The sequence below is a fragment of the Streptomyces sp. UNOC14_S4 genome (assembly GCF_020740835.1).
Classification (GTDB): Bacteria; Actinomycetota; Actinomycetes; order Streptomycetales; family Streptomycetaceae; genus Streptomyces.
Genome location: NZ_JAINFC010000275.1, coordinates 1 through 10,069 on the forward strand (window position 1 = coordinate 1; position 10,069 = coordinate 10,069).

Annotated in this window: 7 protein-coding genes; 5 read left to right on the forward strand and 2 right to left on the reverse strand. The window is 71.2% G+C overall.

Annotated elements, in window-relative coordinates; all coding sequences use genetic code 11:
• The first annotated feature begins 103 nt into the window (after positions 1–103).
• From K6I34_RS22915 to K6I34_RS22925, 3 genes are all read left to right on the forward strand, one after another.
• The gene (locus tag K6I34_RS22915; RefSeq protein ID WP_229328215.1) at positions 104–1,765 is read left to right on the forward strand and encodes an amidohydrolase family protein; all 1,662 of its coding nucleotides are present in this window, start codon (positions 104–106) and stop codon (positions 1,763–1,765) included.
• A gap of 87 nt (positions 1,766–1,852) precedes the next feature.
• A complete protein-coding gene (locus tag K6I34_RS22920; protein ID WP_229328210.1) occupies positions 1,853–3,064 on the forward strand; it encodes a pyridoxal phosphate-dependent aminotransferase in 1,212 nt (403 codons plus the stop codon).
• 83 nt (positions 3,065–3,147) lie between these two features.
• Positions 3,148–3,564 carry a hypothetical protein gene (locus K6I34_RS22925; protein WP_229328211.1) on the forward strand — a complete coding sequence of 139 codons (417 nt, stop codon included), beginning with the start codon at positions 3,148–3,150 and terminating at the stop codon, positions 3,562–3,564.
• Positions 3,565–3,743: 179 nt separating this feature from the next.
• Here the strand turns inward: K6I34_RS22925 and K6I34_RS22930 are convergent, their stop codons facing one another.
• Complete coding sequence (locus tag K6I34_RS22930) at positions 3,744–5,564, reverse strand: phosphoenolpyruvate carboxykinase (GTP) (protein ID WP_229328212.1); 1,821 nt, start codon at positions 5,562–5,564, stop codon at positions 3,744–3,746.
• 277 nt (positions 5,565–5,841) lie between these two features.
• Between K6I34_RS22930 and K6I34_RS22935 the strand changes: the two genes are divergently transcribed.
• Together K6I34_RS22935 and K6I34_RS22940 are read left to right on the forward strand one after the other, a co-directional pair.
• Positions 5,842–6,732: a hemolysin III family protein gene (locus K6I34_RS22935; RefSeq protein WP_238489613.1), complete on the forward strand. Its 891-nt coding sequence runs from the start codon at positions 5,842–5,844 to the stop codon at positions 6,730–6,732.
• 322 nt (positions 6,733–7,054) lie between these two features.
• A complete protein-coding gene (locus tag K6I34_RS22940; RefSeq protein ID WP_229328213.1) occupies positions 7,055–7,678 on the forward strand; it encodes a TetR/AcrR family transcriptional regulator in 624 nt (207 codons plus the stop codon).
• Positions 7,679–7,815: 137 nt separating this feature from the next.
• On the opposite strand, the gene K6I34_RS22945 is transcribed toward K6I34_RS22940, so the two are convergent.
• On the reverse strand, positions 7,816–9,879 hold the full coding sequence (locus tag K6I34_RS22945) for a thioredoxin domain-containing protein (RefSeq protein ID WP_229328214.1): 2,064 nt from the start codon (positions 9,877–9,879) through the stop codon (positions 7,816–7,818).
• Positions 9,880–10,069 lie beyond the last annotated feature (190 nt).

Genomic DNA, 10,069 nt, shown 5'->3' on the forward strand with positions numbered 1-10,069 from the left:
CCCACCAACCACCCAGGGGCGCGAGGAACTGCGCGAGAAGCCCCACCGGTCCGCAGCCGCAAGCGGAGCGCAAGCCGCCCCCCTCCAGACGAAGGGTCACCCCATGGACCTGGTCATCCGGAACGCCCGCGTCATCGACGGCACGGCCACCACCCCCTACCAGGCCGACGTCACCCTCGCCGAAGGCCGGATCACCGGCATCCACCGCGAAGCGGACGGCGGCAGGAACCGCCCCACCGCCACCCGCAAACGCACCCTGGACGCCGACGGCCTGGCCCTCGCCCCCGGCTTCATCGACATGCACGCCCACAGCGACCTGGCCCTCCTCCGGGACCCCGAGCACACCGCGAAAGCCGCCCAAGGCGTCACCCTCGAAGTCATCGGCCAGGACGGCCTCTCCTACGCCCCCGTAGACGACCGCGTCCTCCCCGCCCTCCGCACCCAGATCGCCGGCTGGAACGGCGACGGCTCCGATGTGAACTCCGGCGTGAACTCCGGCGTGAACATCGACGTGAACATCGACTGGCGCACCGTCGGCGAGTACCTCGACCGCCTCGACCGCCAGGGCACGGCGGTCAACGCCGCCTACCTCGTCCCCCAGGGCACGGTCCGCGCCCTGGCCCTCGGCTGGGAGGACCGCCCCGCCACACCACCCGAGATCGCGTCGATGAAGCGCCTCGTCGCCGAAGGCATGGCGCAAGGCGCCGTAGGCATGTCCTCAGGTCTCACCTACACCCCGGGCATGTACGCCAGCACCACAGAGCTCGCCGAACTCTGCGAGGTCGTGGCCGCGTACGGCGGCTACTACTGCCCGCACCACCGCTCGTACGGCGCGGACGCCCTCCCCGCCTACGCCGAGATGATCACGCTCGCCCGGAGCGCGGGCTGCGCCCTCCACTTGGCCCACGCCACCATGAACTTCGAGGTCAACGAGGGCCGCGCCCCGCAACTCCTGGCCCTGCTGGACGCGGCACGCGCGCAAGGCGCCGACATCTCACTCGACACCTACCCCTACACCCCCGGCAGCACCACCCTCGCCGCGCTCCTCCCGAGCTGGGCGAACGAGGGCGGCCCCGACGCGCTCCTCGCGCGCCTCCGCGACGACGCGACCGCCGACCGCGTCCGTCACACGCTGGAGACCGAGGGCTCGGACGGCTGCCACGGCGTCCCGGTCGACTGGGACACGATCGAGATCTCGGGTGTCATGACCCCCGCGGACCCGGAACTGAGCGGCCACATCGGCAGAACGATCGCCGCCTCGGCCCGCGACCGGAGCGAGGCCCCCTGGACCACGGCCCGCCGTCTCCTGATCGCCGACCGCCTCGGCCCGACGATCCTGCACCACGTGGGCCATGAGGAGAACGTCCGGACGATCATGCGACACCCTGCCCACACCGCGGGGAGCGACGGCATCCTGCACGGCGCCAAGCCGCACCCGCGCGCCTACGGAACGTTCCCGCGCTACCTCGGAACGTACGCGCGTGAACTCGGAGTGCTGTCACTGGAGGAGTGCGTGGCGCATCTCACGTCACGTCCCGCGGCCCGTCTGCGACTGCCGGATCGGGGCCTGATCAGGGAGGGATTCCGCGCCGATCTCGTCCTCTTCGATCCGGACACGGTCGCTGCGGGGTCCACTTTCGAAGCCCCGAGGACGCTTCCGACCGGTATTCCTTTTGTCCTGATCGATGGAAGCTTTGTGATGAAAGACGGCAGGCGTACGGACGCTCTCGTGGGGCGCACGATCCGCCGCACGCCGGTCGCGTGACCCAAGGCACGCCCGCTCCCTCGTCGCCGCCCCCGGGTGGCCTCAATTCGCGAGCGCCCCCTTTTTCACCGCCGTAAGGTGGCCGTCATGCAGGTGATCCAGTCAACGAAGCTCGCCAACGTCTGCTACGAAATCCGTGGCCCGGTGCTCGAGGAGGCAATGCGGCTGGAAGCAGCAGGTCACCGCATCCTCAAGCTCAACACCGGCAACCCCGCGATCTTCGGTTTCGAGTGCCCGCCGGAAATCCTCGAGGACATGCTGCGCAACGTCGGTGACGCGCACGGCTACGGGGACGCGAAGGGCCTGCTCTCGGCCCGCCGCGCGGTGGTGCAGCACTACGAGACCAAGGGCGTCGAGCTGTCCGTCGAGGACGTCTATCTCGGCAACGGCGTCTCCGAGCTGATCCAGATGTCGATGCAGGCACTGCTGGACGACGGCGACGAAGTCCTCGTCCCCGCGCCGGACTACCCCCTCTGGACCGCCTCCGTCTCCCTCGCGGGCGGCACGGCCGTGCACTACCGCTGCGACGAGCAGTCGGACTGGATGCCGGACCTGGCCGACATCGAGCGCAAGGTCACGGACCGCACCAAGGCCCTCGTCATCATCAACCCCAACAACCCCACGGGTGCGGTCTACGACGACGAGATGCTGCGCGGCCTGACGGAGATCGCCCGCCGCCACAACCTGATCGTCTGCTCCGACGAGATCTACGACAAGATCCTCTACGACGGCGTGACGCACACGCCGACCGCCGCCCTCGCCCCGGACCTGCTCACCCTCACCTTCAACGGCCTCTCCAAGGCGTACCGCGTCGCGGGCTACCGCAGCGGCTGGATGGCGGTGTGCGGCCCGAAGGCGCACGCGGAGAGCTACATCGAGGGCCTGACGATCCTGGCCAACATGCGGCTGTGCGCCAACATGCCCGCGCAGCACGCGATCGCCACCGCACTCGGCGGCCGCCAGTCGATCAACGACCTGGTGCTGCCGGGCGGCCGCCTGCTGGAGCAGCGCGACGTGGCGCACGAGCTGCTGACGCAGATCCCGGGCGTGACGTGCGTGAAGCCCAAGGGCGCCCTCTACGCCTTCCCCCGGCTCGACCCCAAGGTCTACAAGGTCAAGGACGACCGGCAGATGGTGCTGGACCTGCTGCGCGCCGAGAAGATCATGGTGGTGCACGGCACGGGCTTCAACTGGCCGGAGCCGGACCACTTCCGCCTGGTCACCCTGCCGAACGCCAAGGACCTGGCGGACGCGGTGACCCGTATCGGCACCTTCCTCGACGGCTACAGCCAGCCATGACCCCAGCCTGATCTGTAAGCAGCACAACTTTAGACGCCGTCTAAGTTAGGATGGCCTTCTGAGTGATACCCAGGAGGCCATCCATGTACGAGCCGATCCGCACCAAGTCGGTCCACACCATGGCCGAGCCGTGCCGCAAGATCCATGGGCCGCGCCGCTCCCGCGAGGAGGAACTGGACAACCGGCTCGCGGGTCACCTGACCGCGCTGCTCACCGTGACCGACGAACTCCGCGTCCTCGCGCCGTCCGCCGCACTGGACGAGGCGGCGCAGCGCCTCGCCGAACGCGTGGCCCGCATGCGGGGCGGTCGCGCGCCTCTGCGCGCGACGCCCACGACGGACGAAGCGCCTCCGGCCCGCGTCACAGCCCTCCACCAGCGCGCCCACACCCTGGCGGGCCAAGCCCTCGTCGTGGCGACATCCTGCGGCGACACGGCAGGCGCAAGCCTCGCGGCCGAACGCCTCCAGGCCCACGCGGCAGCGCTGGGCATAGCGGACTAGCCCCCGTCAGGGGCGCGAGGCTGTGACATCGTGCGGCTCCGCCGCGTGGGCGCGACCGGCCCCCACGGACCCGCAGCCGCGCACGGAGCGCAAGAGGCACCCCAATAGGCGCAACCCCGCCAAGCCAAGCGGCAGCGGTCCGCACCGCCCGCCCCGAGACGGGCGGTGCGGACCGGCTCTCAGCCGAGGCGCTGGACCAGCGCCCGGTACTCGTCCCAGAGCTCCTTCGGCGCGTGGTCACCGAAGGTGTTGAGGTGCTCGGGGATCAGCGCCGCCTCCTGCCGCCATACGTCCTCGTCGACGCTGAGCAGGAAGTCGAGGTCGGCGTCGGACAGTTCGAGACCGGCCGTGTCCAGCGCGGAGCGTGTCGGCAGGATGCCGATCGGCGTCTCGACGCCCTCCGCCTTGCCGTCCAGCCGCTCGACGATCCACTTCAGGACGCGGCTGTTCTCACCGAAGCCCGGCCAGACGAAGCGGCCGTCCGCGTCCTTGCGGAACCAGTTGACGTAGTAGATCCGCGGGAGCTTGGCGGCGTCCTTGTCCTTGGCGACCTCCAGCCAGTGGCCCATGTAGTCGCCCATGTTGTAGCCGCAGAACGGCAGCATGGCGAACGGGTCGCGGCGCAGCTCGCCGACCTTGCCCTCGGCGGCGGCGGTCTTCTCGGAGGCGACGTTGGCGCCGAGGAAGACACCGTGCTGCCAGTCGAAGGACTCGGTGACCAGCGGGACGGCGGAGGCGCGGCGACCGCCGAAGAGGATCGCGGAGATCGGGACGCCCTTGGGGTCCTCCCACTCGGGCGCGATGATCGGGCACTGCGCGGCGGGCACGGTGAAGCGGGCGTTGGGGTGGGCGGCCGGGGTCTCGCTGGCCGGCGTCCAGTCGTTGCCCTTCCAGTCCGTCAGGTGCGCGGGCGGCTCCTCCGTCATGCCCTCCCACCACACGTCGCCGTCGTCCGTGAGCGCGACGTTGGTGAAGACGGAGTTGCCCCACATGGTCTTCATGGCGTTGGCGTTGGTGTGCTCGCCGGTGCCGGGGGCGACGCCGAAGAAGCCCGCCTCGGGGTTGATGGCGTAGAGGCGGCCGTCCTCGCCGAAACGCATCCAGGCGATGTCGTCGCCGATGGTCTCGACCGTCCAGCCGGAGACCGTGGGCTCCAGCATGGCGAGGTTGGTCTTGCCGCAGGCGGACGGGAAAGCGGCGGCCACGTACTTGGCCTCGCCCTGCGGCGGGGTGAGCTTGAGGATGAGCATGTGCTCGGCGAGCCAGCCCTCGTCACGGGCCATGACGGAGGCGATGCGCAGGGCGTAGCACTTCTTGCCCAGCAGGGCGTTGCCGCCGTAGCCGGAGCCGTAGGACCAGATCTCGCGGTCCTCGGGGAAGTGCGAGATGTACTTCGTCGTGTTGCAGGGCCACGGGACGTCGGCCTCGCCCTCGGCGAGCGGGGCACCGAGGGTGTGCACGGCCTTGACGAAGAAGCCGTCGTCACCGAGCTCGTCGAGCACCGCCTGGCCCATGCGCGTCATGGTGCGCATGGAGACGGCGACGTACGCGGAGTCGGTGATCTCGACGCCGATCGCGGACAGCGACGAGCCGAGCGGGCCCATGCAGAAGGGCACGACGTACAGGGTGCGGCCGCGCATGGAGCCGCGGAAGATGCCCTGCTCACCGGCGAAGACCTCCCGCATCTCGGCGGGAGCCTTCCAGTGGTTCGTGGGGCCCGCGTCCTCCTCCTTCTCGGAGCAGATGAAGGTGCGGTCCTCGACGCGGGCCACGTCGCTGGGGTCGGAGGCGGCGTAGTAGGAGTTGGGCCGCTTGATCGGGTCCAGCTTCCGGAACGTGCCCTTGGCCACGAGCTCCTCGCACAGGCGCTCGTACTCGGCCTCGGAGCCGTCGCACCAGACCACGCGGTCCGGCTCGGTGAGGGCGGCGATCTCGTCGACCCAGGAGATCAGCCCCTGGTGGTTGGTGAGGGTGGTGGGAGCCGCATTGCTGCGCGCCACGATCGCTCCGTCCCGCCGGGGAGCACACCGCCCCGGCGTCAGGTGTTGAGGGTTGAACGGGCTGGGCCGCGGCAGCTGCTCCGGCGGCGAAGTCCGCTTCTGTGGATGTGTGCCCCTTGGGGGCTGCGACCCAGACGCTTCGTGACCGCTCATCCGGTGCCGCCCGCACTCATTTGATCATCCGACTCCGATTCCGTTCTGTCCAGGGGGCGCTCCCGTGACCATCGCCACGTGATACTGATCCGTAACTTACGGTGGCGTAGGTAGCATGACGGCCATGACTTCCGCGCCCGACGCAGCGCCTTCGGCGCTCCCCGCTCCCGCCGGCGCCGCGGCCGCCGCCCCGCCACCTGGCTCCCCGTCCGCACAGGCCGCACCGTCCCCCAGCGCCTCCGCTTCCCCGGACGCGCAGCCCACACAGACCACAGAGACCGCCCCCGCCCCTGACTCCCCATCCGCGCAGTCCGCTTCCACCCCGGAGGACGCGGAGGACACAGAGGACGCGGTGGCGGCCGCCACCGCGGCGAGCGTCCCCGCCAAGCCGCGGCTGCGCGGCTGGCTGCACGCCGGGATGTTCCCCGCCGTGCTGTTCTCGGGCGTCTTCCTCACCGCGCTCGCCGACAGCACGCGCGGCCGGATCGCCTGCGCCGTCTTCGTGCTCTCCGCCTGCCTGCTGTTCGGCATCAGCGCGCTCTACCACCGCGGCAACTGGAGCCCGCGCGCCAGCGCGGTGCTGCGCCGCCTGGACCACGCCAACATCTTCCTGATCATCGCGGGCACCTATACCCCGCTGACCATGCTGCTCGTCCCCGGCGGCCGTGGTCAGGTGCTGCTGTGGGCGGTCTGGGCCGCCGCCGCGGCGGGCATAGCGTTCCGTGTGCTGTGGGTCGGCGCGCCACGCTGGCTCTACACCCCCTGCTACCTCGCCATGGGCTGGGCGGCCGTCTTCTTCCTCCCCGACTTCCTGCGCACCGGCGGCATCGCCGTACTGGTCTGCGTGATCGTGGGCGGCCTGCTCTACAGCGCGGGCGGCGTGATCTACGGGATCAAGCGCCCCAACCCGTCACCGCGCTGGTTCGGCTTCCACGAGGTCTTCCACTCACTGACCCTGGCGGCCTTCATCGTCCACTACGTGGGCATCTCGCTGGTGGCGTATTCGCACGCGTGAGCGCCACGCACCATCCGTCCCCGCCGTCCCTCGTGGCCGCGGCCTCGAGGCCGCGGCCACGCGCCATGTCAGGGCGCCGACACCGGCCACCACCACGCCGACCACGGCGATCTCGCCCACGATCAGATAGCCGCCGACGCACAGCGCACCGATGAGAACGGCGAGCAGCTTCACCACGACCAACACGGACACCACCCCTTTTCAGTCATCACCGAAGTCATCACCGACCGCTCCCCTGCCCGGTACCCAGCGTCACACACCCCACTGACAATCAACGCCCCGTCAAGAGCCTTCGGTGAGGCCGATATCGGAGAATGCAGACATGGCCTCCCCGAACACCTCGTCAGCCGTGCCCGCCGAGCCCCGGCTCGGACTGCGCGAGCGGAAGAAGATCCAGACCCGTCGGGCGATCCGCCGCGCCGCCTACCGCCTCTTCGAACGGCAGGGCTACGACGCGACCCCCGTCGACCGGATCGCCGAGGCCGCCGACGTCTCCCCCAGCACCGTCTTCCGTTACTTCCCGACCAAGGACGACATCGTCCTGTCCGACGACTACGCCCCGGTGATGGAGACCGCCCTGCGGGCCCGGCCCGCGGACGAGCCCCCGGTCACGGCCGTACGGCGGGCCGCCGCCACCGCCGTGCGCCACATCGTGGAGACGGACCTCGGCGAGCTGCGCCAGCGCACCAGGCTCATCCGCGAGGTGCCCGCGCTGCGCAGCAGACAGGCGGAGGGCATGGGGCAGTCCGCCCGGATGCTCCGCTCGGTCCTCGCCGAGCGCCATGGCCTCGACGACAACGACATGGAGCTGCGGGTCGTCGTCGGCGCGATCATGGCGGCCATGCACGAGGCCCTCATGCACTGGGTCGAGGAGGGCCAGCAGGAGGACCTGGTCTCCCTCATCGACCACGCCTTGGCCGTCCTGGACCGCGGCCTCACCTTGTAGGGACGGGCGGGGTGAAGCCGCGCCCCGTCAGGGGCGCGGGGAACTGCGCGAGTACCCCCACCGGCCCGCACTCGCCGAACAGCACAACAGACCGAGCTCGTAGGCGACGACCGGAGCGGGTAGGCACAGACGGACCCTCACACCCCACCGGCAAGGTGCCGCGCGAGCACCTCCGGATCGCTGGTAGGCGCGTCGCAGGCGAACGAACGGCATACGTACGCAGCCGGGCGCCCCTCAAGCAGCCCCCGACGCGCCAGCAGCGGCACCTCGGGCTCCGCCGTCGGCGCCCCGACGGCGACGGCCAGCCCGGGTGCGGTGGAGAGCAGCGCCGTACGGTGCAGCTCGTGGGTGGCCGGGTGGTCGTCCGGACCGACGACGGCCACCTCGCGGGGACCGTCCAGCAGCGCCTCGGCGGCCGCCAGCCCCCAGCTGATGAAACGCGGCGCCTTCGGGCCCAGGGCCCGTACGACGCCCAGCGCGCGTTCCGCCGCCTCGCGGTGCGCGCCGCTGCCGGTGTACGCGGCATAGGTGAGCAGCGCTCCACAGGCCGCGGTCCAGCCGGACGGAGTGGCGGTGTCCGTCGGGTCCTGGGGCCGGCGGATGAGCCGCTCGGCGTCGTCCGCCGTGTCGAAGAGGCTGCCGTCCGGGCCCGTGAAGTGCGCCAGCACGGTGTCCAGGAGCAGCCCCGCGAAGTCGACCCAGACGCCCTCGCCGGTGACCGCGCTGAGCGTCAGGAAACCTTCCGCGACGTCGGCGTAGTCCTCCAGGACGCCCGCGTGGGAGCCCGCGACTCCGTCCAGGGATGTGCGGAACAGCCGTGCGTGCCAGTCCATGTGCGTGCGGACGAGGAGGTCGGCGGCGTCCGTGGCGGCCTGGACGAGGTCCGGCCGGTCGAAGTACGCGCCGGTCTCGGCGAGCGCGGCGACGGCCAGACCGTTCCAGGCGGCCACGATCTTGTCGTCGCGGCCGGGGCGGGGCCGGTGCTCGCGCGCCGCCAGCAGCCGGTTGCGCACGGAGGCCAGCTTTCCGGCGTCCAGGAGCTGCTCGGTGTCGGGCAGTTGGAGCACGGAGGCGCCCTCCTCGAAGGTGCCGTCCTCGGTGACGCCGAAGTGCGCGGCCGCCAGCAGCGCGTCCTCCTCTCCGAGGACCTCCGCGAGCTGCTCCGGGGTCCACACGTAGAAGGCGCCCTCGGCGTGCGGGGCGTCCTCCGCGTCGGACACGGCGCTGTCGGCGTCCAGGGCGGACGCGAAGCCGCCCTGCTCCGTGCGCAGCTCCCGGATCAGGAAGTCGGCGGTCTCCAGGGCCACGCGCCGGGCGAGCGCCGAGCCCGTGGACCGCCACAGGTGCGCGTAGACCCGGCACAGGAGCGCGTTGTCGTAGAGCATCTTCTCGAAGTGGGGCACCGTCCAGGTGGCGTCCACCGCGTACCGGGCGAAGCCGCCGCCGAGCTGGTCGTAGATCCCGCCGCGGGCCATGGCCTCGCAGGTGGCCTGCGCCATCTGGAGCGCGGCCTCGGAGCCCGTGCGGGCGTGGTGCCGCAGCAGGAACTCCAGGGTCATGGACGGCGGGAACTTCGGCGCCCCGCCGAAACCGCCGCGCACGGCGTCGAACTCCCGGGTCAGCCCCAGCAGCGCCCGGTGGAGCTCCTCGGCGGCCGGTGGCCGCGGGGGCTCGTCCTTGTCGCCCGTGCCGAGGGCGAGGGCGCGCTCGGACAGGTCCCGCACGATACGGGCCGCGACCTCGCCGACCTCCTCGCGCCGCCCGGCCCACGCGGCCCGCACCCCCTCCAGGACCTGGGGGAACGACGGCGAACCGTGCCGGGGCTCGGGCGGGAAGTACGTACCGAAGTAGAAGGGCTCGGCGTCGGGGGTCATGAAGACGGACATGGGCCAGCCGCCGTGACCCGTCGCGGCCTGGACGGCCTCCATGTAGACGGCATCGACGTCGGGCCGCTCCTCGCGGTCGACCTTGACGGAGACGAAGTGCTCGTTCATGAAGGCCGCCGTGGCCTCGTCCTCGAAGGATTCGTGCGCGAGGACATGACACCAGTGGCACGAGCTGTAGCCCACGCTGAGGAAGACGGGCACATCGCGGCGCCGGGCCTCCGCGAAGGCCTCGGGCGACCACGGCCACCAGTCGACCGGGTTCTCGGCGTGCTGGAGGAGATACGGGGACGTCTCATGCGCCAGGCGGTTGGACATGGGTCCATCCTGGCGCACGGGACGAGGCCCGCAAGCGACCCGCTGCGCTACCGCTCCCCGAGGGGCGCGGTGAACTGCGCGATCACCCCGGACGGGCTCGTATCCGAAGATCAGGCCGCGCCCTTGTCGACGGGTCGGCCCCGCGCCGGACGCCTCCGGATCCTCGCGGACATCGGCCCCTCGGGGGCTG

What these genes read in the sequence shown, in the direction of transcription:
- K6I34_RS22915 (WP_229328215.1), top strand. Translation starts at nt 104, where the DNA reads ATGGACCTGGTCATCCGGAACGCCCGCGTCATCGACGGCACGGCCACC.
- K6I34_RS22920 (WP_229328210.1), top strand. Translation starts at nt 1,853, where the DNA reads ATGCAGGTGATCCAGTCAACGAAGCTCGCCAACGTCTGCTACGAAATC.
- K6I34_RS22925 (WP_229328211.1), top strand. Translation starts at nt 3,148, where the DNA reads ATGTACGAGCCGATCCGCACCAAGTCGGTCCACACCATGGCCGAGCCG.
- K6I34_RS22935 (WP_238489613.1), top strand. Translation starts at nt 5,842, where the DNA reads ATGACTTCCGCGCCCGACGCAGCGCCTTCGGCGCTCCCCGCTCCCGCC.
- K6I34_RS22940 (WP_229328213.1), top strand. Translation starts at nt 7,055, where the DNA reads ATGGCCTCCCCGAACACCTCGTCAGCCGTGCCCGCCGAGCCCCGGCTC.
- K6I34_RS22945 (WP_229328214.1), bottom strand. Translation starts at nt 9,879, where the DNA reads ATGTCCAACCGCCTGGCGCATGAGACGTCCCCGTATCTCCTCCAGCAC.